This window comes from Streptomyces sp. NPDC006655 (genome assembly GCF_040703965.1).
Taxonomy (GTDB): domain Bacteria; phylum Actinomycetota; class Actinomycetes; order Streptomycetales; family Streptomycetaceae; genus Streptomyces.
On the sequence record NZ_JBEYJU010000050.1, the window covers coordinates 40,193 to 63,510 of the forward strand.

23 protein-coding genes are annotated in these 23,318 nt (G+C 71.1%); 14 read left to right on the forward strand and 9 right to left on the reverse strand.

Features of this window, described 5'->3' with window-relative positions; genetic code table 11:
* The first annotated feature begins 195 nt into the window (after nucleotides 1-195).
* The gene (locus AB0958_RS26675; protein WP_366892985.1) at nucleotides 196-696 is read left to right on the forward strand and encodes a cupin domain-containing protein; all 501 of its coding nucleotides are present in this window, start codon (nucleotides 196-198) and stop codon (nucleotides 694-696) included.
* A gap of 262 nt (nucleotides 697-958) precedes the next feature.
* Here the strand turns inward: AB0958_RS26675 and AB0958_RS26680 are convergent, their stop codons facing one another.
* Entirely contained in the window at nucleotides 959-2,080 is a 1,122-nt protein-coding gene (locus AB0958_RS26680; RefSeq protein ID WP_366892986.1) for an ATP-grasp domain-containing protein, read from the reverse strand.
* Nucleotides 2,081-2,391: 311 nt separating this feature from the next.
* On the opposite strand from AB0958_RS26680, the gene AB0958_RS26685 reads away from it, so the two are divergent.
* Nucleotides 2,392-3,297: a metallophosphoesterase gene (locus tag AB0958_RS26685; protein ID WP_366892987.1), complete on the forward strand. Its 906-nt coding sequence runs from the start codon at nucleotides 2,392-2,394 to the stop codon at nucleotides 3,295-3,297.
* Nucleotides 3,245-3,925, forward strand: a complete 681-nt coding sequence (locus tag AB0958_RS26690) for a 4'-phosphopantetheinyl transferase superfamily protein (RefSeq protein ID WP_366892988.1) — start codon at nucleotides 3,245-3,247, stop codon at nucleotides 3,923-3,925. Before AB0958_RS26685 ends, AB0958_RS26690 begins: the two co-directional genes overlap by 53 nt.
* Nucleotides 3,926-3,946: 21 nt before the next feature.
* Here AB0958_RS26690 and AB0958_RS26695 read toward each other — a convergent pair whose 3' ends face one another.
* Together AB0958_RS26695 and AB0958_RS26700 are read right to left on the reverse strand one after the other, a co-directional pair.
* Complete coding sequence (locus tag AB0958_RS26695) at nucleotides 3,947-4,174, reverse strand: hypothetical protein (protein WP_366892989.1); 228 nt, start codon at nucleotides 4,172-4,174, stop codon at nucleotides 3,947-3,949.
* A gap of 205 nt (nucleotides 4,175-4,379) precedes the next feature.
* A complete protein-coding gene (locus AB0958_RS26700) occupies nucleotides 4,380-5,033 on the reverse strand; it encodes a helix-turn-helix transcriptional regulator (protein WP_366892990.1) in 654 nt (217 codons plus the stop codon).
* A 247-nt stretch (nucleotides 5,034-5,280) separates the two neighbouring features.
* On the opposite strand from AB0958_RS26700, the gene AB0958_RS26705 reads away from it, so the two are divergent.
* Nucleotides 5,281-5,952 carry a hypothetical protein gene (locus tag AB0958_RS26705; protein WP_366892991.1) on the forward strand — a complete coding sequence of 224 codons (672 nt, stop codon included), beginning with the start codon at nucleotides 5,281-5,283 and terminating at the stop codon, nucleotides 5,950-5,952.
* 93 nt (nucleotides 5,953-6,045) lie between these two features.
* Here AB0958_RS26705 and AB0958_RS26710 read toward each other — a convergent pair whose 3' ends face one another.
* Nucleotides 6,046-6,960, reverse strand: a complete 915-nt coding sequence (locus AB0958_RS26710) for a cache domain-containing protein (protein WP_366892992.1) — start codon at nucleotides 6,958-6,960, stop codon at nucleotides 6,046-6,048.
* Between the two features lie 38 nt (nucleotides 6,961-6,998).
* A complete protein-coding gene (locus AB0958_RS26715; RefSeq protein ID WP_366892993.1) occupies nucleotides 6,999-7,736 on the reverse strand; it encodes a GntR family transcriptional regulator in 738 nt (245 codons plus the stop codon).
* A gap of 122 nt (nucleotides 7,737-7,858) precedes the next feature.
* Here AB0958_RS26715 and AB0958_RS26720 point away from each other — a divergent pair, with 122 nt between their 5' ends.
* The 10 genes from AB0958_RS26720 to AB0958_RS26765 all read left to right on the forward strand — a co-directional run bounded on the left by AB0958_RS26720 (nucleotide 7,859) and on the right by AB0958_RS26765 (nucleotide 20,189).
* On the forward strand, nucleotides 7,859-8,890 hold the full coding sequence (locus AB0958_RS26720) for an ABC transporter ATP-binding protein (RefSeq protein ID WP_366892994.1): 1,032 nt from the start codon (nucleotides 7,859-7,861) through the stop codon (nucleotides 8,888-8,890).
* Nucleotides 8,891-8,941: 51 nt separating this feature from the next.
* The gene (locus AB0958_RS26725) at nucleotides 8,942-10,135 is read left to right on the forward strand and encodes an ABC transporter substrate-binding protein (protein ID WP_366892995.1); all 1,194 of its coding nucleotides are present in this window, start codon (nucleotides 8,942-8,944) and stop codon (nucleotides 10,133-10,135) included.
* Nucleotides 10,136-10,138: 3 nt separating this feature from the next.
* Nucleotides 10,139-11,002, forward strand: coding sequence for an ABC transporter permease (locus AB0958_RS26730; RefSeq protein WP_366892996.1), 864 nt, complete (start codon nucleotides 10,139-10,141; stop codon nucleotides 11,000-11,002).
* Between the two features lie 18 nt (nucleotides 11,003-11,020).
* Nucleotides 11,021-11,836, forward strand: a complete 816-nt coding sequence (locus tag AB0958_RS26735; RefSeq protein WP_366892997.1) for an ABC transporter permease — start codon at nucleotides 11,021-11,023, stop codon at nucleotides 11,834-11,836.
* 67 nt (nucleotides 11,837-11,903) lie between these two features.
* Nucleotides 11,904-12,899: a LacI family DNA-binding transcriptional regulator gene (locus AB0958_RS26740; protein ID WP_366892998.1), complete on the forward strand. Its 996-nt coding sequence runs from the start codon at nucleotides 11,904-11,906 to the stop codon at nucleotides 12,897-12,899.
* A 129-nt stretch (nucleotides 12,900-13,028) separates the two neighbouring features.
* The gene (locus AB0958_RS26745; RefSeq protein ID WP_366892999.1) at nucleotides 13,029-14,381 is read left to right on the forward strand and encodes an extracellular solute-binding protein; all 1,353 of its coding nucleotides are present in this window, start codon (nucleotides 13,029-13,031) and stop codon (nucleotides 14,379-14,381) included.
* Nucleotides 14,382-14,386: 5 nt separating this feature from the next.
* Nucleotides 14,387-15,343: a sugar ABC transporter permease gene (locus AB0958_RS26750; protein ID WP_366893001.1), complete on the forward strand. Its 957-nt coding sequence runs from the start codon at nucleotides 14,387-14,389 to the stop codon at nucleotides 15,341-15,343.
* Complete coding sequence (locus tag AB0958_RS26755) at nucleotides 15,340-16,221, forward strand: carbohydrate ABC transporter permease (protein ID WP_366893002.1); 882 nt, start codon at nucleotides 15,340-15,342, stop codon at nucleotides 16,219-16,221. Before AB0958_RS26750 ends, AB0958_RS26755 begins: the two co-directional genes overlap by 4 nt.
* Nucleotides 16,222-16,252: 31 nt before the next feature.
* A complete protein-coding gene (locus tag AB0958_RS26760) occupies nucleotides 16,253-17,887 on the forward strand; it encodes a glycoside hydrolase family 13 protein (RefSeq protein WP_366893003.1) in 1,635 nt (544 codons plus the stop codon).
* 124 nt (nucleotides 17,888-18,011) lie between these two features.
* Nucleotides 18,012-20,189, forward strand: coding sequence for a discoidin domain-containing protein (locus tag AB0958_RS26765; RefSeq protein ID WP_366893004.1), 2,178 nt, complete (start codon nucleotides 18,012-18,014; stop codon nucleotides 20,187-20,189).
* A 100-nt stretch (nucleotides 20,190-20,289) separates the two neighbouring features.
* On the opposite strand, the gene AB0958_RS26770 is transcribed toward AB0958_RS26765, so the two are convergent.
* From AB0958_RS26770 to AB0958_RS26785, 4 genes are all read right to left on the reverse strand, one after another.
* The gene (locus tag AB0958_RS26770; RefSeq protein WP_366893005.1) at nucleotides 20,290-21,228 is read right to left on the reverse strand and encodes a PDR/VanB family oxidoreductase; all 939 of its coding nucleotides are present in this window, start codon (nucleotides 21,226-21,228) and stop codon (nucleotides 20,290-20,292) included.
* A complete protein-coding gene (locus tag AB0958_RS26775; protein ID WP_165939260.1) occupies nucleotides 21,225-21,395 on the reverse strand; it encodes a hypothetical protein in 171 nt (56 codons plus the stop codon). Before AB0958_RS26775 ends, AB0958_RS26770 begins: the two co-directional genes overlap by 4 nt.
* Entirely contained in the window at nucleotides 21,392-22,456 is a 1,065-nt protein-coding gene (locus tag AB0958_RS26780; RefSeq protein ID WP_366893006.1) for an aromatic ring-hydroxylating dioxygenase subunit alpha, read from the reverse strand. The genes AB0958_RS26775 and AB0958_RS26780 overlap by 4 nt, the downstream gene beginning before the upstream one ends.
* Before the next feature lie 520 nt (nucleotides 22,457-22,976).
* Nucleotides 22,977-23,318: heterodisulfide reductase-related iron-sulfur binding cluster (locus tag AB0958_RS26785; protein WP_366893007.1), on the reverse strand; the 342-nt coding region annotated here is incomplete at its 5' end.

Genomic DNA, 23,318 nt, shown 5'->3' on the forward strand with positions numbered 1-23,318 from the left:
GCTCAAGATGTCGCCCGGATCCCATCCGGTGTCGCCAACGTACACGCCCCCTGCGCGCGGCCGTTCCTACTGTTGGCTGCGACCGTTGACGATCTCCCGCCCGCGTGTGCCGCCGACCGCGCCGCCCGGGGGCGAGGGCGCCGTCACGCCGGCGGCCGCTTCCGGCCCGACCCGACCTTCGAGGAGAAGACCGCGATGATTCCCGATGACGATCCGTCCCGTTCGCTGACCGTGGCGCACCCGGACGACCCCGGCACGACGTACGTCTCGCTGGTGGGCAACACGTACGCCATGCTGATCACCGGCGAGCAGACCGACGGCCGGTACTGCCTGATCGACATGCGCGTGCCCGACGGCGGCGGCCCGCCCCCGCACCGGCACGACTTCGAGGAGATGTTCACGATCCTCGAGGGCGAGATCGAGTTCACCTTCCGCGGCGAGAAGCACACGGTGCGGGCCGGGTCCACGATCAACGTGCCGGCCAACGCACCGCACAACTTCCGCAACGTCTCGGGAGCGCCGGCCCGCATGCTGTGCATGTGCACCCCCGCCGGCCAGGACGAGTACTTCCTGCGCATCGGCGATGTCGTCGCGGGCAAGGACGCGCCGCCGCCGCAGCTGTCGGAGGACGAGCTCATGGAGCGCCGACGCCGCGCGGCCGAGCTGGCCGAGACCTACCGGAGCGAGTTCCTCTGACCTGCGCGCCGGTGGCCAGGGAGCCGGACAGGGCGGTGCCGGAGCGGGCGGTGCCGGAGCGGGCGGTGCCGGACCGGGAGCCGGAACGGATGGTGCCGGAGCGGGAGCCGGAACGGATGGTGCCTGGCAGGGAGCCGGAAGGGGCGGTGCTCGACCGGATGCCGTCGGGCGCGGCGGACGCCGGGCCCGTGGCCTGCCTGCACGGCCCCTGTGCGCGCCGAGCCCGGCGCGGTGCCGCTCGGGCACTGCCCGGGGCCACTGCCTAGAGCGGCAGCACCGCGGCCGCGGCGTCGACCGGCTCCACCTCCACGGGCAGGGTCGGCGCCGGCATGACGTCGGCCTCCTCCCGCGGCACGGGCACCGACGGCAGCACCGGCTTCGGCCCCGACACCACCGCGTAGTCCTGCCCCAGGAACGGCGGCTCGATCACCCCGGGGTCCTCGCCCAACGCCAACTGCACAGCCGCCCAGGGCGCGTTGACCCCGCACAGCGACAGCTGGTGCAGGCCGCCCGCGGGGCGCGTGTTGACGTCGAGCAGCACCGGCTCGTCACCGAACATCCGGAACTGGATGTTGGAGAGATAGTGCAGCCCGAAGCCCTCGGCGATGATCCGCGCCGGCTCCAGCCACTGTTCGTCCAGTGTGAAGCCGCGCCGGCGGCCCTTCTTCGTCCGGCCCACGGCCAGCCGGAGCCGGTTGTCCGGCCCGGTGAGGCAGTCCACGGACACCTCCGGCTCCTCGAGCCGCGGCATCACCAGCCAGTTCACCGGGTGCTCGGCCCGCCGCAGCGCGTCCACGACCAGGTCGAGCTGGACGTGCGGCCCGGGGAACCCGTTGAGGTGGAAGAGCGAGAAGGGGGCGCGGGTGATCACCCGGAATCCCACCCCACCCGCACCGGTGGCCGGCTTGAAGCAGGCCTTGTGCCCGCCCGCCTCCAACTCCTCGACCGCGGCCACCAGTTCGTCCGCGGTGCGGACCCGGAACCACGGTGGTACCGGGACCCCCACCGAGCTGACCGCGTCGTAGGCGGTCGCCTTGTCCTCGAAGACGGCGGTGCCCTCCGGCGTCGGCGCGAGCAGCGCCGTACCGGCCGACTCGAAGTCCGCCCGGTGGGCGACGATCGTCGACTGGTGCAGCCGGGGCACGAAGACGTCGATGCCACGGCGCCGGCACTGGTCGAGCGCGTACTCGACGTAGCCCGCCGGGGACAGGCCCTCCGGCTCCAGGTCGGCGGTGTCCGCGGCGGCCAGCACGGGGGAGTCGGCGTCGCCGTGCGTCGCATGGATCTCGACCGCCCGGTCGCTGGGATTTCTCCGCAGCTGCTCCATGAAGAACACGTTCTCCGCGTACGTGCGGTTGAGCCAGACGCGTACGCGAGAGCGCATTAAAGCCGCCTTTCGGGGTTTTCGGGCAGGGGTCAGCGGGCCCGTGCCCGGGCAGGGTGGTTGGAGGGTCACCAAACCGCCCTGTCCGAAGGGAAGTTCGTGGCGGTGGTGTTGGGGGGATCATACGGCTTCCGAGGGGCCCCGCGTGCAACGCGAGTGTTACGGATTTCCCCGGCCTGTCCACGCGCGTTTTCCTGCGCCGTCGCCGCCGGTTTCCTTGACGGTCCGGCGGCAGGCCGACAGGGCCTCTTGTTCTCCGGCGACATAATGTGCTCTCGTGGGAGCGACGGCATGATCGGAAGGGGTACGGGGTGGAGTCCACGGCCGGTGCCGGGCGGTTGCTGGCCATCAGCGACCTGCACGTCTCGTACCCGGAGAACCGCGAACTCGTCCAGCGGATGCGTCCGGAAACGGACCAGGACTGGCTGATCGTCGCCGGAGACGTCGCGGAGACCGTCGCCGACATCCGCTGGACGCTGGAGACGCTCGCGGGCCGCTTCCGCAAGGTGCTGTGGGCCCCCGGCAACCACGACCTGTGGACCCACCCCAAGGACCCCGTCACGCTGCGCGGCGTCGCCCGCTACGAGCACCTCGTCGGGCTCTGCCGGGAACTGGGCGTGGTCACCCCCGAGGATCCCTATCCGGTCTGGGAGGGCCAGGGCGGCCCGGTCGTCGTGGCCCCGCTGTTCCTGCTGTACGACTACTCCTTCCTGCCGGCGGGCTGCGCCACCAAGGAGGAAGGCCTCGCCTACGCGCACGGCACCGGCATCGTCTGCAACGACGAGTACCTGCTGCACCCCGACCCCTACCCGACCCGCGAGGACTGGTGCCGGGCCCGGGTCGAGGCCACCGAGCGCCGGCTCGCCGACCTGCCGGAGGACCTGCCGACCGTGCTGGCGGGTCACTACCCGCTGGACCGGCACCCCACGGAAGTGCTCTGGCACCCCGAGTTCGCCATGTGGTGCGGCACCACCCGCACCGCCGACTGGCACCGCCGGTTCCGCGTCGCGACCATGGTCTACGGTCATCTGCACATCCCCCGGACCACCTGGCTGGACGGGGTCCGCTTCGAAGAGGTCTCCGTGGGATATCCCCGCGAGTGGCGCAAGCGCTCCCGGCCCCCGGGCGAGCTGCGCCGCATTCTGCCGATGGAGGTCGGAACCGGTGATCGAGGAGCTGCTCCCGGAGTCGGTGGTGGCCGTGGAGATGCTCGGTGACGACGCGATCCACGAAGCCCCCCTCTACCCGGAGGAGGCGGCGCTCGTCGCGCGTGCCGTGCCCAAACGGCGCCGTGAGTTCTCCGCCGTGCGCGCCTGCGCCCGGCGCGCCATGGAGAAGCTCGGGGTCCCGCCGCAGCCCGTCCTGAGCGGCGCACGCGGCGCCCCGCGCTGGCCCGACGGGCTGCTCGGCAGCATGACCCACTGCGAGGGCTACTGCGCCGCCGCCCTGGTCCGCGCCACCGACCTGGTCTCCCTGGGCATCGACGCCGAACCGCACGCCCCGCTGCCCGAGGGGGTCGCCGAGGCCGTGCTGCTGCCCGCCGAGAAGCAGCGCCTCGACCGGCTCGCCGCAGGGCGGCCCGACGTGCACTGGGACCGGCTGCTGTTCAGCGCCAAGGAGTCCGTCTACAAGGCGTGGTTCCCCCTCACCGGCAAGTGGCTGGACTTCATGGAGGCCGACATCGAACTCGTCCCGGAGCCAGGCGAGCGGCCGCACGGCACCCTGCGCGCCCGCCTCCTGGTCCCCGGACCGGAGGTGGGCGGGCAGCGGCTGGGGTTCTTCGAGGGCCGCTGGAGCGTGGCGCACTCCATGCTGACCTCCGCCGTGGTCGTACCGCACGCCTGAGCGGCCCCGCGCCCCGTCGGCTCAGGTGGGTGGGCACCAGTCGTGCAGCAGCCGGAAGAACTCCTCCTCGTTGCCCCTGAGTCCGGCGCCCGCCAGGGCCGCCTCGGCCTCGGCGAGCACGGCGGGTGGGACCACGAAGGGACGGGCGCCGTCGGGCGGTCCGTCGAAGGCCGCGCGGACGGTGCCCAGCAGCCGCAGATAGGCCTGGACGGCGGTGCGCTCGCGGTCGGTCAGTACGGCGGTGGGCATCGGTCGGTCTCCCCGTCGGTCGTCGCGGTCGCACGCCCGGAGGGCGCGGGCGTACCGCAGGTGCGGTGCGCACCCCCCAGCTTGCCGCCCGGCACTGACAACGGGGTGCGACCACACCCCGGTTCGCCCGCTCAGCGGATGCGCGACCGGGCGCGGCGGACGCCGAGCGTGCAGGGTCGGTTCCGCGACCGTCGGAGGGAGGGCCCTAGGTCCGGTTGACGCTCTCCAGGAGCATGTCCAGCCACTCCGCGACCTTGTCCCGGTGCTGGTCGGTGGGCAACTGGGCGGCCCGCCAGGCGATGCCCCGCACCCCGTGGTCCTGGAGCAGCCGCTCCAACGGGTCCTCGGCGGCCGCGGCCGCGGCCCGCTCCCGGTCGGCCAGCTTCTGCAGCAACTCCTGCTCGACGCGCTGGAGGGTGCCCGCGAGGGCCTCGGAGTCCTCGGCGGTGAGGAATCCCGCGTGCACGCGGAAGAAGCGCTGGAGGGCGTCGCAGTGTTCCATGGTCGGCCGCCGGTCGCCGTTGAGCAGGGCGCCGGCCTGCTGCCGGGACATGCCCGCGCCGTCCGCGATCTCCTGCTGGGTGTGTCTGCGCCCGTTGGGCTTGAGCCGGGTGCGGCGCAGCAGGTCGAGGCGTTGCAGGAAGCGTTCCTGTACGTCCGGCTCGTCGCCCGCGGGCCGGCCGTTCAACAGCGCCCGCACCACGGGCTCGGGCACACCGCTGGCGTACGAGAGCCGGCCGATGTCGAAGACCTCGGGGTGCGCCACGCCGAGCCGGTCGGCCAGCGCGGTGACGCGGGCGACGACGGCCGGCAGCTGGGCGGTCGCCGTGGCGCCCGGATCCTGGTAGCCATCCGTCACCGACAGAACTCCTGTGTCTCTCAGGGGAATCAGGGGTTTCTCACAAGCGGTCGCCGTGGACGCGCCGGCGTGGAACCTCCCGGAGATTAGCGGTTCGTTCGAACTCGCATCCAGGTCTCGCCACAACTGTGGCCAATTTCGGCCGTCAACAGGCATGAAATGCCACGATAGTTGACATGACTCCAGGTGGGGCAGCAGGATCACATCGCCGCGAGAAGGCCGCATAGGCAAGAGGGGTGACCTCCCGATGGCATATCAGGCAGGTGGGCGGCGACCGGCGCCGCGGCCCGTCCCCGCAAGTCCTGAGGGCCAGGCGTATCTCCAGGACTACGCGCTGCTGCTGGACGCGCTGCCGTTCCCTTCCCTGGTGGTGGACCACCGGTGGGACGTGGTGCTCGCCAACGGCGCGTTCGAGACACTTTTCGGGGCGGTCGCCCCGCATCCCACGGCCATGCCGGGGGACAACTTCCTCCGCTTCGTGCTGTTCCATCCCGACGCCGGCGCGGTGCTCGGTGGCCACGAGGCGGGCTGGTGCCTGCCGATGCTGGCGCAGTTCAAGACCACTCTCGAGCGGTATGCGCACGACCACGAACTCCAGTCGCTCCGACGGGAGATCGCCCAGGACCCGATCATGGAGGCCGCCTTCCGGCAGGGTCTGCCGCACTGGTTGCGCGCGGTCGGCGAGGAGGGCGCCCGACTCGACGGCGCGGTCCGCCCGCTGCGGCACCCGGACCCGCTGCTGGGCGCCATCGAGTGCCGGGTGGTCGGCGAGACCCCCAAGACCCTTCTCGACATGGGCTACGCGCGTTACACCCTGGTGCTGCGCGCCACCCCCCGCCCCGGCACCGCCCCGCGCCGTTCGCGCCGAGCCGGTGGCCTGGGCCCCCATCTGAGCGTCGTCCCGGCCCCCGAAGGCTGACCCGGCACCGCCGGCGTTCAGGTCGCCGACGGCGCCGGGCCGGACACCCACTCCTCACACCACGGCCCCCGCCAGTCGTGCCCCGCCCCGCCCTCACCACCCGTCCACGGCCAGCACCAGGGGCACGCCCCGGCAGGGTGTCAGACGCAGTCGGCCGAAGGTGTCCGGCCGGCCGGTCGTCAGTACGCTCGCGAAGTCCGGGCCCTTGGCCAGTGCGCCGGCCAGCTGACCCGGGTCCGTCGAAGCCGCCACCCGCCCGCGGGCGTTGACCAGCCGGGCCGGTCCCGGCAGCTCCCGCAGCAGGGGCAGCGCGGCCGCCTCGAAGTGCCGTAGGTACACGTCGGCCGCGGCCACCCCGAGGAAGCGGCCCGCCACCTCGACCGGCGCCGACAGCGTCAGGCTGTACTCGTCCGAGCAGAGGTAGTCGACGTACGGCCCGGCCACCGCCCGCCGCCCGGTGTCCCGGGGCAGGGCGAACCAGTCCCAGTGCGTGTAGTCCGAGTACGCCGAGGTCCGCGGATCGAGGTCGAGGAGCAGCGGACGTACGTCCCCGCCGGCGTCGCTCTGCCACCACTCCAGCCAGGCCGGCACGTCGGCCAGCACGCCGGGTGCCGCCACGAAACCGACGCCGGACACCAACTCCTGCCGGGCCAGCCGAAGATGGAGTCCGGGGCGGAGCGCGGCCAGGTCCGCGGTCACGGGCCGGCGGCTCTCGGCGATCACCCGTGCGAGCAGCGCCGCGGTGTCCGCGCGGGTCTGGGCCACGGCGTCGAACACCGCTTCCAGGGCACCGCCGACCCGCGCGGCCACGTACCTCTCGGCCGCGCACTGCCCGATCGCGCAGTCCCCGGCGGCGTACTCCCCGGCCGTGCAGTCCGCAGCAGCGCAGTCCCCGGCGGCGTACTCCCCGGCCGTGCAGTCCGCAGCCGCGCATTCCCCGGCCGTGCACTCCGCGGCGGCGTCGAGCGTGCCGGGCGCCGGACCGGAGGGGGCGGTGCTGCGGCGCATGGTGCCCTCCCGCGGACGGGGGAGCGGGCGCGGTGCGCCTACCGGGCCAGACGCAGCGCGATGAGCCGTGCCGTCGAGTCCCGTACGCACCGTTCGGCCAGCTCCCTGGCCGATGTGTGCGCCCCATCCTGCACGGCCGAGATCACGTCCCGGTGACGGTCCGCCACCTCTTCACGATATTCGTCGTCGCCGAGCACAAGGCACAGCAGCGCCCCGACCTCCGTCTGGAGCGCCACCTGCTCCCGGGTCAGCCGGGCCGACTGGGCGGCGGCCGCCAGCTCGACGTGGAAGCGGCCGTACAGCCGGCCGCGGGCCGGCGCGTCCGGCGCCCTGCCCAACTCCCCGACGGTGCGCCGGAGTGGCTCCAGATCGTGGTCCTCGGTGCGCTCGGCGGCGAGGTACCCGGCGGTGCCCGAGAGGGCCGCCCAGTGGTCGCCGAGGTCGCGCAGCTCCTCGGTGCTCCAGTCGCGCAGCCGGTCCCTGAGGCGTTCCTGGTCGGGCGTCTCGGGGGAGGACACGAAGCTCCCGCCGCCGCGCCCCCGCCGGGTGACGACCAGACCCTGCTGGCGCAGCGCCATCAGGGCCTCCCGCAGGGTCACCGTGGACACCCCGAGCTGTCCGGCCAGCTCGGTCTCGCCGGGCAGCTGCTCCCCGTCGGCGAGCAGGCCCAGGTCGATGGCGTCTCCTATCCGGCGCACCACCGCATGCACCCGGGCCCCGCCGTCCACGGGGGCGAAGACGGCCTCTCGGGCGCCGCCGGTCCGCTGCTGTCTCACGGCCCACCACCCTATGCGTTGACCCAAGCTTTACCTTGACGGGGTCTTGAGATTTGAACTATGACTTCATATCTTTCCGTTCGCCAGGGTCAACGCAGAAGGACGGCAGGAAGGTTCCCGCCATGGGGGGCAGTGCGATCCGGTTGCGGGATCTGCGGAAGACGTTCGGCGACACGAGCGCCGTCGCCGGGGTCGACCTGGAGATCCGCGACGGCGAGTTCTTCTCGATGCTCGGCCCGTCCGGCTCAGGCAAGACGACCGTCCTGCGCATGATCGCCGGCTTCGAGCCCCCCACCTCCGGAGTGATCGAACTGGCCGGACAGGACGTCACCGGCCGCGCCCCCTTCGAACGGGACGTGCACACGGTCTTCCAGGACTACGCCCTGTTCCCGCACATGACCGTCGAGCAGAACGTCGCCTACTCCCTCAAGGTCCGCGGCATCCCCAAGGCCGAACGCCTGGTCCGCGCCCGCAAGGCCCTCGCCGAGGTCCGCCTGGACGGCTTCGGCGGCCGCCGCCCCGCCCAGCTCTCCGGCGGCCAGCGCCAGCGCGTCGCCCTCGCCCGCGCCCTCGTCGGACGTCCCCGCGTGCTGCTCCTGGACGAGCCGCTCGGCGCCCTGGACCTGAAACTCCGCGAGCAGATGCAGACCGAACTCAAGGCCCTGCAACGCGAGGTCGGCATCACCTTCGTCTTCGTCACCCACGACCAGGAGGAGGCCCTGACGATGAGCGACCGCGTCGCCGTCTTCCACCAGGGCCGCATCGAGCAGGTCGGCACGCCGGCCGAGATCTACGAACGCCCCGCCACCGCGTTCGTCGCCTCCTTCGTCGGCACCTCCAACCTGCTCACCGGGGACACCGCCCTGCGGGTGCTCGGGGAGAGCGGCACCCACAGCGTCCGGCCGGAGAAGATCCGGGTCCTCGGGGAGACCGCCGACCCGGACGAGGAAGGACACGCCACCGCGCTGGGCACCGTCGCCGACGTGGTCTACCTCGGTGACGCCACCCGCCTCCTGGTCGACCTGGACGGCGGCGGCCGGCTCACCGCGCTCCAGCAGAACCTCGACACCTCCGCCGAGGACGTCGCCGCCTACCGAGGCACCCGCGTCCGGCTGCGCTGGCAGCGCCGGCACAGCGTCCGCGTCCCCGACTGACCCGCCGTCCCTCACGTCAGGATCCGCCGTCCCCCACGTCTGGAGTGCGTCGTGCGCCTTCCTCGTCCCCTCACCTCGGCCGCGGCCGTCGCGCTGCTGCTGGCAGCCACCGCCTGCGGGTCCTCCGGTTCCGGCGGCTCCGCGAACGGTTTCGACCCGCCCGACCTCAAGCCGCCCGCCGCACTCGGCACGTCCGAGGGCGAGGTGAACCTGATCGCCTGGGCCGGCTATGTCGAGGACGGTTCCGACGACCCCAAGGTGGACTGGGTCACCGACTTCGAGAAGCAGACGGGCTGCCAGGTCCACTCCAAGGTCGCGGCCAGCTCCGACGAGATGGTCAAACTGATGAAGACCGGCGAGTACGACGCCGTCTCCGCCTCCGGGGACGCCTCGCTGCGCCTGATCGCCTCCGGGGACGCGGCCCCGGTCAACACCAAGCTCGTACCGAACTACAAGGACGTCTTCAGCGGTCTGAAGAACGGCGCCTGGAACTCGGTCAAGGGCCAGATGTACGGCATCCCGCACGGCCGCGGCGCCAACCTCCTGATGTACAACACCCAGAAGGTCAGCCCCGCGCCCACGTCCTGGGCCGCGGTCTTCGACGACGCCGGGACGTACAAGGGCCATGTCACCGCCTACGACTCGCCGATCTACATCGCGGACGCGGCCCTGTATCTCAAGGCCACGAAGCCCGAGTTGAAGATCAAGGACCCCTATGCCCTCGACCAGAAGCAGTTCGACGCCGCCGTGGCCCTGCTGAAGAAGCAGAACGCGGACATCGGCGAGTACTGGAGCGACTACCTCAAGGAGATCTCCGCCTTCAAGAGCGGCGACTCCGTCATCGGCACCAGCTGGCAGGTCATCGCCAACCTGGCCGCCGGCGAGGGCGCCAAGGTGAAGGCCTTCGTACCCAAGGAGGGTTCCACCGGCTGGTCCGACACCTGGATGGTCTCCGCCAAGGCCAAGCACCCCAACTGCGCCTACAAATGGTTGAACTGGATCGTCTCCCCGAAGGTCAACGCCGAGGTCGCCGAGTACTTCGGCGAGGCCCCGGCCAACGCCAAGGCCTGCGACCTGACCAGCGACAGGAACTTCTGCGCGACCTACCACGCGGCGGACGAGAGCTACTGGAAGAACATCGCGTTCTGGAACACCCCCATCGAGCAGTGCCTGGACGGCCGCACCGACGTCACGTGCGTGCCGTACGCCAAGTGGGTGCAGGCCTGGACCGAGATCAAGGGCTGAGCCATGACCGTGCTCACCCGGACCGCGGGGGCGCTGCACCGGCGCCCCCGGCTCCGCCTCGCGCTGCTGCTGACCGCCCCGCTGCTGTGGCTGGCCGTGCTCTACCTCGGCTCGCTGGCCGTGCTGTTCGTCTCCGCCTTCTGGACGACGGACTCCTTCACCTCGCAGGTCGTCAAGGTCTGGTCGGCCGACAACTTCCACGAACTGGTCACCACCCCCGTGTTCCGGCAGGTGATCCTGCGCAGCGTCGGCGTCGCCCTCGCGGTGACCGCCCTGTGCGCGGTGATCGCCTTCCCCGTCGCCTTCTACACCGCCCGGGTCGCCAGGCCCAGCCGGCGCCCGCTCCTCGTGGTCGCCATCCTCACCCCTCTCTGGGCGAGTTACCTGGTCAAGGTGTACGCCTGGCGGTTGATCCTGTCCGAGGGCGGCCTCGCCGACTGGCTGCTGAGGCCGTTCGGGCTGAACGGCCCCGGCTTCGGCCTGCCGGCCACCGTGGTCACCCTGACGTACCTGTGGCTGCCGTACATGATCCTGCCGATCCACACCGCCCTCGAGCGGGTGCCCGACGACCTGCTGGACGCGTCCGCGGACCTGGGTGCCCGAGCCGGGCGGACCTTCCGGTCGGTGGTCCTGCCGATGGTGCTGCCGTCCGTCGCCGCCGGGTCGGTGTTCACCTTCTCGCTCAGCCTCGGCGACTACATCACCGTGGGGATCGTCGGCGGCAAGACCCAGCTCATCGGCAACCTCGTCTACGCCGACATCGAACTCAACCTGCCCATGGCCGCCGCGCTCGCCACCGTCCCGGTCGTCGTCATCGTGCTGTACCTGCTGGCGATGCGGCGTACGGGCGCGCTGAGCAGCCTCTGACGACGGGGGACACCTCCCATGCGACTCTCCCGGTCCGCCCGTGCCGCCCTGCGCGTCGCCGCCGCCCTCGGCTTCGCCGTGATCTACGTCCCGCTGCTGCTGGTCCTGGTGAACTCCCTCAGCCCCGACCGCAGCGCGAGCTGGCCGCCGTCCGGCCTGACCACCCGCTGGTGGTCGGCCGCCTGGCACAGCTCCGGGGCCCGCGAGGCGCTGTGGACCTCGGTGAAGGCGGGGCTCGGCGCCACCGCGATCGCCCTGGTGCTCGGCACGCTCGTCGCGTTCGCGGTGGCCCGGTACCGCTTCTTCGGCCGCGACGCCCTCTCCTTCGTGGTCGTCCTGCCGATCGCGCTGCCCGGCATCGTCACCGGGATCGCCCTCAACTCGGCGTTCAGCACGGTTCTCGAGCCGCTCGGCGTGGGGCTCGGCCTGTTCACCGTCGTCGTCGGACACGCCACCTTCTGCGTCGTGATCGTCTTCAACAACGTGGTCGCCCGGCTGCGCCGCACCTCCGGCAGCTACGAGGAGGCCGCCGCCGACCTGGGGGCCCACACCTTCCGCGCCTTCGTCGACGTCACTTTCCCGCTGGTGCGCTCGGCGCTGCTGGCCGGCGGGCTGCTCGCCTTCGCGCTCTCCTTCGACGAGATCGTCGTGACGACGTTCACCGCGGGCCCCGGGGTGCAGACCCTGCCGCTGTGGATCTTCGACAACATGACCCGTCCGCAACAGGCCCCGGTGGTGAACGTGGTGGCGGCGGTGCTGGTCCTGCTGTCGGTCGTCCCGATCTACCTCGCCCAGAGGCTGTCGTCGGACACGGCGACCGGCAGCCGCGTCTGACGCGCTCCCGGCAGCCCCTTCCCGAGCTACGCAAACGGCTTGCGTCAATTGCGCTACTCTTGCGCACATGACGCGACGACTTGCGGAAGTGGCCAAGAAGGTCGGGGTAAGCGAGGCCACGGTCAGCCGCGTGCTCAACGGCAAGCCCGGGGTCTCGGAGGCCACCCGCCAGGCGGTGCTCTCCGCCCTGGACGTCCTCGGCTACGAGCGCCCCACCCAGCTGCGCGGTGAACGCGCCCGCCTCGTCGGTCTGGTCCTGCCCGAGCTCCAGAACCCCATCTTCCCCGCGTTCGCCGAGGTCATCGGCGGCGCACTGGCCCAGCTCGGGCTCACCCCGGTGCTCTGCACCCAGACCAAGGGCGGGGTGTCCGAGGCGGACTACGTGGAACTGCTGCTGCAACAGCAGGTGTCCGGCGTGGTGTTCGCCGGCGGGCTGTACGCCCAGGCCGACGCGCCGCACGACCACTACCGGCAGCTCGCCGACCGCAACATCCCGGTGGTGCTCGTCAACGCGGCCATCGAACACCTCGGGTTCCCCGCCGTGTCCTGCGACGACGCGGTGGCGGTGGAACAGGCCTGGCGTCACCTCGCCTCGCTCGGCCATGAGCGCATCGGTCTCGTCCTCGGGCCCGCCGACCACATTCCGTCGGCCCGCAAGCTGGCCGCCGCGCAGGCCGTGGGGGACCTCCCGGAGGCGCACGTCGCCCGGGCCATGTTCTCGATCGAGGGCGGCCACGCGGCCGCCACCCGCCTGATCGACCAGGGGGTCACCGGGATCATCTGCGCCAGCGACCCGCTCGCGCTCGGGGCGATCAGGGCGGCCCGCCGCCGGGGTCTGGGCGTCCCGGCGCAGGTCTCGGTCGTGGGCTACGACGACTCGGCGTTCATGAACTGCACCGAGCCCCCGCTCACCACCGTCCGGCAGCCGATCGAGGCCATGGGCAGGGCGGCCGTGGAGCTGCTGAACGCCCAGGTCAACGGCACTGTCGTAGCGCCAGACGAGCTGCTCTTCGAGCCGGAGCTGGTGGTGCGCGGTTCCACCGCGCAAGCACCTCGTCCCTGAGATCCGACCACCTGTCGAATAATTACAGATTCTGCGCGACATCTTGCGGAGCAGTGACCCCGGTGCTTGAGTGTGCGGCGCCCACCGGATCCGGTGCGGCGCCACCGCTCCTGCTCTGGGGGTCCACCGATGTCCAGCACCGGGTACCGTCGTGCTCTCGTCGCGATCGGCGTCTGTTCCTCACTCGCGCTCTCCGCCGCGGCCTGCGGGTCGGGCGGTGACGACACGGCGAGCGGCAGGACGCGGATCACCGTCAACTGCGAACCGCCGAAGAGCGCCAAGGTCGACCGGTCGTTCTTCGAGCAGGACATCGCCGCCTTCGAGAAGCAGCACCCGGACATCGACGTCGTCGCGCACGACGCGTTCCCCTGCCAGGACCCGAAGACCTTCGACGCCAAGCTCGCCGGCGGCCAGATGGAGGACGTCTTCTACACGTACTTCACCGACGCCAGGCACGTCGTGGACATCCACCAGGCGGCCGACCTCACCCCGTACCTCAAGGACCTGAAGAGCTACGGCACCATCCAGAAGCAGCTGCGCGACATCTACACCGTCGACGGCAGGGTCTACGGCATCCCGCGCACCGGCTACTCGATGGGCCTGATCTACAACCGCAAGCTCTTCCGGCAGGCCGGCCTCGACCCGGACAAGCCGCCCGCCACCTGGGAGGAGGTCCGCGCCGACGCCAGGAAGATCGCCGCGCTCGGCAACGGGACCGTCGGGTACGCCGACTACAGCGCGCAGAACCAGGGCGGCTGGCACTTCACCGCCGAGCTGTACTCCCAGGGCGGCGACGTCGTCTCCGCCGACGGCAAGAAGGCGACCGTCGACACCCCCGAGGGCCACGCGGTCCTCCAGAACCTGCACGACATGCGCTGGACCGACGACTCGATGGGCAGCAAGCAGCTGCTCGTCATCAACGACGTCCAGCAGATGATGGGTTCGGGCAGGCTCGGCATGTACCTCTCCGCCCCGGACAACATCCCGATCCTGGTCAAGGAGAAGGGCGGCAACTACAAGGACCTGGCCCTCGGCCCGATGCCCGGCGGCAAGGGCACGCTCATCGGCGGCGACGGCTACATGTTCAGCAAGAAGGACAGCCCGGCCCAGATCCGCGCCGGACTGAAGTGGCTCGACTCCATGTTCCTCACCCCCGGAGACGGCTTCCTCGGCGACTACGCCCGCGCCAGGAAGCACGACGCACCGGTCGGCCTGCCCGAGCCGCGCCTGTTCACCGGCGCCGCCGACGCCAAGGACCAGCAGGTCAAGAAGGCCAACGCCAACGTCCCGGTGCAGAACTACCAGGCGTTCCTGGACGGCAACCAGACCCTCCGGATGAAGATCGAGCCGCCGGACGCCCAGCAGATCTACTCCGTCCTCGACAGCACCGTCTCCGCCGTCCTCACCAGGAAGGACGCCGACATCGACCAACTCCTCAAGGACGCCGACGACAAGATCGACGGCATCCTGGCCCGGGGCTGACCGCCATGACGAAGACGGCCGCACGACCACCCGCCCCGGCGGCGGTCGCCGCCCGACGGGTCCCGGCGCCGCCCCCGGCGGGGGAGCGGAGGCGGCGCCGCCTCGCCGACCAGGCCCGCGCCTACGGCTTCCTGCTCGGCGGACTGCTCTGCTTCGCCCTGTTCTCCTGGTACCCGGCGATCCGCGCGGTCGTGATCTCCTTCCAGAAGTACACCCCGGGCTCGGCCCCCACATGGGTCGGCACCGCCAACTTCACCCGGGTCCTGCACGACCCCGAGTTCTCGGCGGCCTGGCGCAACACCCTCGCCTTCACGCTGCTGGCCCTGCTGATCGGCTTCGCGATCCCGTTCGTCCTCGCCCTGGTCCTCAACGAACTCCGGCACGCCAAGGCGTTCTTCCGGATCGTCGTCTACCTCCCGGTGATGATCCCGCCGGTGGTCAGCGCCCTGCTGTGGAAGTGGTTCTACGACCCCGGGGCCGGACTCGCCAACGAGACCCTGCGCTTCCTGCACCTGCCCACCTCGAACTGGACCAACGGCACCGGCACCGCGCTCGTCTCCCTGGTGATCGTGGCCACCTGGGCCAACATGGGCGGCACCGTGCTGATCTACCTCGCCGCACTCCAGTCCATCCCCGGCGAACTGTACGAGGCCGCCGAACTCGACGGCGCGAACCTCCTCCAGCGCGTCCGGCACGTGACCGTCCCGGGGACCCGCTTCGTCATCCTGATGCTGATGCTCCTTCAGATCATCGCGACCATGCAGGTGTTCACCGAACCGTTCGTCATCACCGGGGGCGGCCCGGAGAACGCCACCGTCACCGTGCTCTACCTGATCTACAAGTACGCCTTCCTCTACAACGACTTCGGCGGCGCCTGCGCGCTCAGCGTGATGCTCCTGGTGCTGCTCGGCGTCTTCTCGGCCGGCTACCTGCGGCTGACCCGCTCCGGGGAGGACGGATGAGCGGCGCGACCCGCACCCTGATCTCCCCGGCGACCCTGGCCCGCCCGCGCGGGAAGGCCGTCTACTGGAGCGTCTTCACCGCCGTCGTCCTGCTCTTCGCGCTCGCCTTCCTGTTCCCCGTGTACTGGATGGTGACCGGCGCGGCGAAATCCCCGGACGAGATCGCCCGGACCCCGCCCACCCTGGTCCCCAGGCACTGGCACCTGTCCGCCTACACCGACGCCTGGGACCTGATGCAGCTCCCGGAACACCTGTGGAACACGGTGGTGCAGGCCGCCGGTGCCTGGGCCTTCCAGCTGGTGTTCTGCACGGCCGCCGCCTACGCCCTGTCCAGGCTGGGACCGGCGTTCGGGAAGGTGATCCTCGGCGGCATCCTGGCCACCCTGATGGTCCCGGCCCAGGCCCTGGTCGTACCCAAGTACCTGACCGTCGCCGACCTCCCCCTCATCCACACCAGTCTGCTGAACGACCCGCTCGGCATCTGGCTCCCGGCCGTCGCCAACGCCTTCAACCTCTACCTGCTGAAGCGGTTCTTCGACCAGCTGCCGCGGGACGTGCTGGAGGCCGCCGAGATCGACGGCGCCGGAAAGCTGCGGGTCCTGTGGTCGGTCGTGCTGCCGATGTCCCGGCCGGTGCTCGGGGTCGTCTCGATCTTCGCCCTGGTCGGGGTCTGGCAGGACTTCCTGTGGCCGCTGATGGTCTTCTCCGACACCGACAAGCAGCCCATCAGCGTGGCCCTGGTCCAGCTGTCGCAGAACATCCAGCTCACCGTGCTCATCGCCGCGATGGTGATCGCCAGCATCCCGATGGTCGCGCTCTTCCTCGTCTTCCAGCGGCACGTCATCGCCGGGATCAGCGCGGGCGGCACCAAGGGCTGACGGCCCTTCCTCCGACAGAAAGGTTCGCCCAGTGGGACAGCCCAGCCACGCCCCGAAGGACCACGAGGAACACGAGGACCACGAGGACCACGACTGGTGGCGTTCCGCCGTCATCTACCAGGTGTACGTCCGCAGCTTCGCCGACGGCGACGGCGACGGCACCGGCGACCTCGCGGGCGTCCGCGCGAAGCTGCCGTACCTCGCCGAACTCGGCGTGGACGCACTGTGGTTCAGCCCCTGGTACCCGTCACCCATGAAGGACGGCGGATACGACGTCGCCGACTACCGGGCCATCGACCCGGCCTTCGGCACCCTCGCCGAGGCCGAGAAACTCATCGCGGAAGCCAGGGAGCTGGGTATCCGGACGATCGTCGACATCGTCCCCAACCACGTCTCCGACCAGCATCCCTGGTTCCGGGCGGCGCTGACCGCCGGGCCGGGGAGTCCCGAGCGCGAACTGTTCCACTTCCGGCCCGGCCGCGGCCCGGACGGCGACCTACCGCCCAACGACTGGCCGTCGCAGTTCGTCGGTTCCACCGAACCGGTGTGGACCCGGCTGTCGGACGGCGAGTGGTACCTGCACCTCTTCACCCCCGAACAGCCCGACCTGAACTGGGCCCACCCGGCCGTCCGCCAGGAGCACGAGGACATCCTGCGCTTCTGGTTCGAGCGCGGTGTCGCGGGCGTCCGCATCGACTCGGCGGCCCTGCTCGCCAAGGACCCGGACCTGCCGGACCTTTCCACCCACCCGCGGCCGCACCCCTTCGTCGACCGCGACGAACTCCACGACGTCTACCGCTCCTGGCGCGCGGTCGCCGACGCCTACGACGGGGTCTTCGTCGGCGAGGTCTGGCTCCCCGACGCCGAACGCTTCGCCCGCTACCTGCGCCCCGACGAACTGCACACCGCCTTCAACTTCTCCTTCCTGTCCTGCCCCTGGGACGCGGCCCGGCTGCGCGCGTCGATCGACACCACGCTCGCCGAACACGCGCCCGTCGGCGCCCCCGCGACCTGGGTGCTGTGCAACCACGACGTGACCCGCACGGCCACCCGGTACGGTCGCGAGGACACCGCGTTCGACTTCGCGGCCAAGGCCTTCGGCACCCCCACGGACCTCGCCCTGGGAACCCGCCGGGCCCGCGCCGCCGCCCTGCTCTCGCTGGCCCTGCCCGGTGCGGTCTACGTCTACCAGGGAGAGGAGCTGGGGCTGCCGGAGGCCGAGATCCCGGTGGACCGCATCCAGGATCCGATGTACTTCCGCTCCGGCGGCACCGATCCCGGCCGGGACGGCTGCCGGGTGCCGCTGCCCTGGGCGGCCGGGGAGCCGAACGCGGGCTTCGGCTCCCGCGAGGAGCCGTGGCTGCCGCAGCCGGCCGGCTGGGCGTCGTACGCCGTCGACCGCCAGCAGGACGATCCCGCCTCCATGCTCGCTCTCTACCGCCGTGCCATCGCCCTCCGCCCGCACTTCGGTGACGGCCCGCTGACCTGGCTGCCCGCTCCCGAGGGCGTCCTCGCCTTCAGCCGTGCCGAGGGCACGACCTGCGTGGTCAACCTCGCCGCCGCCCCCTTCGAACTCCCTGACCACCACCAACTGCTGCTGATCAGCGACCCGTTGGACGACCAGGGTCGTCTTCCGCAGGACGCGGCGGCCTGGCTGCGGAGCTGAGCCGCCGCCCGCGCGCACCGCCTGCCCGCGCATTCCGCCGTTCCCCGCACCCGCCGTTCCCGCACCCACTGCCCCCCCCGCACCTCGCTATCCCCGCGCACCCCCACCAGAAAGGGATCAGCACATGCACAGCAGCGATGTCAGATCTGTCAGGAGCATGCCAGCACTGGCGACCGCCGTGGCGCTCTCCGCCGGCCTGCTCGTCGCCGTCGCGCCCGCCGCCCACGCGGCCGCGGGCGCGAGCCTCCCCTTCACCTCGGTCGAAGCGGAGTCGGCGACCACCACCGGCACCAGGATCGGCCCGGACTACACCCAGGGCACCCTCGCCTCCGAGGCTTCCGGACGCCAGGCCGTGCGGCTGACCGCCGGGCAGCGGGTCGAGTTCACCGCACCGCGGGCGTCCAACGCCGTGAACGTCTCCTACAGCGTCCCCGACGGCCAGTCCGGCACCCTGAACGTGTACGTCAACGGGGTCAAGCTGGCGAAGACCCTCGCCGTCACCTCCACGTACTCCTACATCGACACCGGCTGGATCGCCGGTGCCAGACAGCACCACTTCTTCGACGACGCCCGGCTGTCGCTCGGCCAGAGCATCCAGGCGGGCGACAAGGTCGCGTTCGAGTCCACCGGCACCCAGGTCACCGTCGACGTGGCCGACTTCGAGCAGGTGGCCGGGGCCGCCGCACAGCCCGCCGGGTCGGTCTCCGTGGTCTCCAAGGGCGCCGACCCCAGCGGCAACGGCGACTCCACCCAGGCATTCCGGGACGCCATCTCCGCCGCCCAGGGCGGCACGGTGTGGATCCCGCCGGGCGACTACCGGCTGACGTCCTCCCTCGGCGGCGTACAGAACGTGACCCTGCAGGGCGCGGGCAGCTGGTACTCGGTGGTGCACACCTCACGGTTCATCGACCAGTCGAGCTCCTCCGGAAACGTCCACATCAAGGACTTCGCGGTGTTCGGCGAGGTCACCGAACGCGTCGACTCCAACCCGGACAACTTCGTCAACGGGTCCCTCGGGCCGAACAGTTCGGTGTCCGGCATGTGGATCCAGCACCTCAAGTGCGGGTTCTGGCTGACCGGCAACAACGACAACCTCGTCGTCGAGAACAACCGCATCCTCGACACCACCGCCGACGGCCTCAACCTCAACGGCAACGCCCACGGTGTCCAGGTCCGCAACAACTTCCTGCGCAACCAGGGCGACGACTCCCTCGCCATGTGGTCGCTGAACTCGGCCGACACCAACTCGAGCTTCACGAACAACACGATCTCCCAGCCGAACCTGGCCAACGGCATCGCGATCTACGGCGGCACCGACATCTCGGTGAAGAACAACCTGATCTCCGACACCAACGCCCTCGGCAGCGGTATCGCCATCTCCAACCAGAAGTTCCTCGACCCGTTCTCGCCGCTGTCCGGCACCATCACGGTCGACGGCAACACGCTGGTGCGCACAGGCGCGATGAACCCCAACTGGAACCACCCGATGGGTGCGCTGCGCGTCGACTCGTACGACAGCGCCATCAACGCCACCGTCGACATCACCAACACCACGATCACCGACAGCCCTTACAGCGCCTTCGAGTTCGTCTCCGGCGGCGGGCAGGGGTATCCGGTCCGGAACGTCACCGTGGCCGGGGCGACCGTCCGTAACACCGGTACGGTGGTGGTCCAGGCCGAGGCCCAGGGCGCGGCGACTTTCCGCGACGTCACGGCCACCGGCGTCGGCGCGGCCGGCATCTACAACTGCCCCTACCCGGCGAACTCCGGCTCCTTCGCGCTCACCGACGGCGGTGGCAACTCGGGCTGGTCCAGTACCTGGTCGGACTGCTCCAGCTGGCCGACGCCCGGGCAGGGCAACCCCGACCCGGACCCGAACCGCAACCTCGCCAAGGGGCGCCCGGCGACCGCCACCGGCTCGCAGGACGTCTACACCCCCGGCAAGGCGGTCGACGGCGACGCGAACAGCTACTGGGAGTCCACCAACAACGCCTTCCCCCAGTCGCTCACCGTCGACCTCGGCTCCTCCTACGCCGCCCGGCGGCTGGTGCTGAAGCTGCCGCCGTCCTCCGCCTGGGCCGCCCGGACCCAGACCGTCACCGTGCTGGGCAGCACCGACGGGTCGAACTACTCGACCGTGGTGGGCTCCACGGGCTACCGCTTCGACCCGGCCACCGGCAACACCGTCACCGTACCCCTGCCCAGCACCACCAGCCTGCGCTGGCTGCGGCTCACCGTCACCGCCAACAACGGTTGGCCGGCAGGCCAGTTCAGTGAGGTGGAGGCCTACCTGACCCCGTGACCGCCGCCCCGGCAACCCCGTGCCCGGCCGCCCGGACCTGCCCGCACACAGGGGTCCGCAGTCCGGCCGAGCGCGGGGCCACCCGCTGTGGGCCGCGGTGTCACAGGTCGAGCACCAGGCGCTCCCCCCGGCACCGCGAGACACAGATCAGCATGGTCTCCCCGGCCGCCCGCTCCTGCTCGGTGAGCACCGAGTCCCGGTGGTCGGGGGTGCCTTCGAGGACATCCGTCTCGCAGGTGCCGCAGGTGCCCTCGGTGCAGGAGAAGAGCACCTCGACACCGGCGGCCCGGACGGTGTCCAGCACCGACACGCCCGGCACGACGGTCACGGTACGACCGCTCTGCGCGAGGACGACCTCGAACTCCCGCTCCTCAGCCGCCTCCTGCTCCTTCGGCCGGAACCGCTCGACCCGCAGCACACCGGCCGGGCAGCGCTCCTCCACCGCGTCCAGCAACGGCCCGGGACCGCAGCAGTACACGAGGGTGCCTTCCGGGACGTCGTCCAGCACCGCGCAGAGGTCCAGCAGTCCGGTCTCGTCCTGCGGGGCGACGGTCACCCGGGTGTCGCCGTACCGGGCCAACTCAACGGTGAAGGCCATGGACTTACGTGTCCGGCCGCCGTACAGCAGCGTCCACTCGGCGCCCGCGGCCTCGGCGGCGGCCAGCATCGGCAGGATCGGGGTGATGCCGATGCCCCCCGCGACGAACCGGTAGCGGGGCGCCGGCTCCAGCCGGAAGTGGTTGCGGGGCCCGCGCACCCGCACCTTGTCGCCGACGCCCACCTGCTCGTGGACGAAGGCGGATCCACCCCGCCCGTCCGGCTCCCGCAGGACCGCGATCCGCCACCCGGTACGGTCACCCGGATCACCGCAGAGCGAGAACTGCCGCTCCAGGTCCGGCCCGAGCACCACGTCGAGATGGGCTCCCGGCTCCCAGCCGGGAAGGTCCTCGCCGGCCGGGTGCCGAAGGGTGAGGGCGACGACCCCGTCCGCCGCCGACTCCCTGGCGCTGACGACGAGTTCGGCTTCGTACAGGCTCATGCGGTGCGCTCCGGGGGCTGGTGTCCTTCGGGGTGGCCGAGCATCCACTCCCACATCTCGACCGGGTCCTGGGCGGTGTGCTCGGCTCCGCAGTGACAGGTGCCGTGCAGCACGTCGGTGCCCGGCAGCCAGTCGATGCGGTAGACCTCACCGGTCGGCGTGCTCACAGGACCTTCTCCACGGGCTTGTCGCCCTCCTCGACCAGCCGGGCGAGGATGCGGCGGGCGGCGAGGCCGCCGGTGTCGATGTTGATGCTCAGCTCCTGGTAGCCGGCGCGCTCCGAACCCAGCGTCCGTTGCAGGAGGTTGAGGGCGTCCACGTCCTGCATGACCACCGTGTGGTTGTTGCCGCGCAGGAACTCGGTGACCTCGGCGTCGTCGGTCGCCCAGTCCCGGGAGACCATCCAGAAGTCGTACACCTTGCCGTCCGCGGACGGGGTGATCGCGTAGGTGATCTCGGTGTGGAAGCCGTTCGGGTCGCTGCCGTCGGCCTCCGGCACCACGCCGGCCGGCGCGATCCGGCTGTGCAGCAGGTACAGGCACGGCGCGTGGTACTCGATGTCCTGCCAGCGCGTGATCCGGCCCTCGATCCCGGTCGAACGGGCGTAGAACGGCGGGCACTCGGCGTCGTCCATGTGCCGACTGACCCGTACGACCCCGGCCCCCTCGTCGACCTCGGTGGTGATCGGTGTCTCGGCGACCTCGGGGGTGCCTATGTAACCGCCGTGCAGATAGGTCTCGTGGGAGAGGTCGAGGAGGTTGTCGACGAGCAGGCCGTAGTCGGCGTCGATGGGTTCCATGCCGCGGACGGTCGTCCAGCCGGGGGAGTCGAGGTGACGGGCGCGCGGGATGGCGGCCGCGTCGGCGAGCTGGGGGTCGCCGATCCACACCCACACCAGCGAGTCCTGCTCGACCACGGGGTAGGAGGCGACCCGGGCGGTGCGCGGGATGCGCTTCTGTCCCGGCACGTACACGCACGCACCGGTGCGGTCGTAGGTGAACCCGTGGTACCCGCACACGATCCGGTCCCCGTCCAGCCCGCTCTCCGACAGCGGGTAGCGCCGGTGCACACAGCGGTCGCTGAGGGCGACCGGCGCGCCGTCCTCCTCGGCCCGGTAGAACACGAGCGGCTCCCCGAGGATCGTCCGCCCGAACAAATCCCGCCCCACCTCGTGACTGTAGGCGGCGACGTACCACTGGTTCCTGGCGAAAGCGGTGATGTGCGGCATGGCAGTTCCCGTCCCTGTCGGCGGGGCTCCGTCGCCCCGCGTGCCGTGGTTGGAAACAGGGTCGTGAGGCTTGTACGGGCTCGGCAAGGCGGCTTCTGTCAGGCGGAAGAGCTTCTGTAAAGAGGCTGGTCAGAGCCTTGTTCGGTCAACCCCCGGTCGCCAGAGTCGCATCTGGCGCCCGAGGACCTGGTCTGTGTGGAGCCGGCGACCGTGGCGCGGGCGGCAACGCGGCGCTCGGGCAGCGCCGCGGGCCAGAGCTGTCTGGTGATCGGGGTTGGCTCGCGGGGCCTGTTGTTCGCGCAGACCGTTCGCGCCCTGGAAGCCCGGAGCCGTCCCGGCTCGGCGCGGTGATCAGCGACGGTTACGACGCCTTGGAGGACGTCCAGAAGGCGTTCACCGCGGCGTCCACGGCACCGGGGAAGGTATAAATCGACCTCTCCTGAAGCGGGTGTGACGGGAAGAATGCCTGCGCCCCCTGTCCTGTACGGCAAGACGAGGGGTGCAGGCTGCGCGGTCTGGGTTACTCCACCGGCTCGCTCTCCGGCTCGCTCTCCGTCTGCGTCCCGCCCGCCGGGGGCTCGTCGTCGGGGACCGGGGTCCTGACCGAGTCGAGGAGCAGCTGGGCGACGTCCACCACCTGGATGGACTCCTTGGCCGTGCCGCCCGCGGCGGAGCCGCTTTCGGCCGCAGCCTTCTTGCCGTTGACGGAGTCGGTGAGCATGACGAGGCAGAACGGGCAAGCCGTCGAGATGATGTCGGGGTTGAGAGAGAGGGCTTCGTCGACGCGCTCGTTGTTGATGCGCTTGCCGATCCGCTCCTCCATCCACATCCGCGCTCCACCGGCGCCGCAGCAGAAGCCGCG